This is a genomic window from Caulobacter sp. 602-1, from assembly GCF_003931565.1.
In the GTDB taxonomy this organism is placed as follows: domain Bacteria; phylum Pseudomonadota; class Alphaproteobacteria; order Caulobacterales; family Caulobacteraceae; genus Caulobacter.
On record NZ_RRYI01000025.1, the window covers coordinates 1 to 457 of the forward strand.

The 457-nt window shown below is 56.2% G+C and carries 1 protein-coding gene; it reads left to right on the forward strand.

Going from position 1 to position 457, the window contains the following annotated elements:
• The coding region (locus EIK80_RS25070) for an FtsW/RodA/SpoVE family cell cycle protein (protein WP_158624758.1) at positions 1 to 457 on the forward strand (457 nt) is incomplete at both ends.

Below are 457 nucleotides of genomic sequence, written 5' to 3' on the forward strand. Positions count from 1 at the left end.
AGAGCGAGGGATGGGATATCGCCAAGCGCCAGATCATATGGCTGTACGTTGCTTTGGTGCTTTCGACGCTGATCATCGTCTTCCTGCGAGATTACCGCGTTCTCAGGCGCTTTTCCTACGTGTCGATGGTGGTGGGTCTGATACTGCTGCTTTCCCCCATGCTGCCGGTTATCGGCACAGAGATCAACGGCGCTCGTATCTGGGTGCGCATTCCAGGCCTCGGCAGCTTCCAGCCCGGTGAATTCGCCAAACTTTTTCTCGCGTTCTTTTTTGCCGCCTATCTCTTCGATCATCGCGATCAGCTGGCTGTCGGCGGCAAAAAGGTGCTGGGATTGCAACTGCCCCGCATCAAGGACTTAGGCCCTATCATCGTGGTGTGGATCGCCTCGATGGGAGTGCTCGTCGTGCAACACGATCTGGGTACCTCGCTCATGTTCTTCGCCATGTTCGTGGCCAT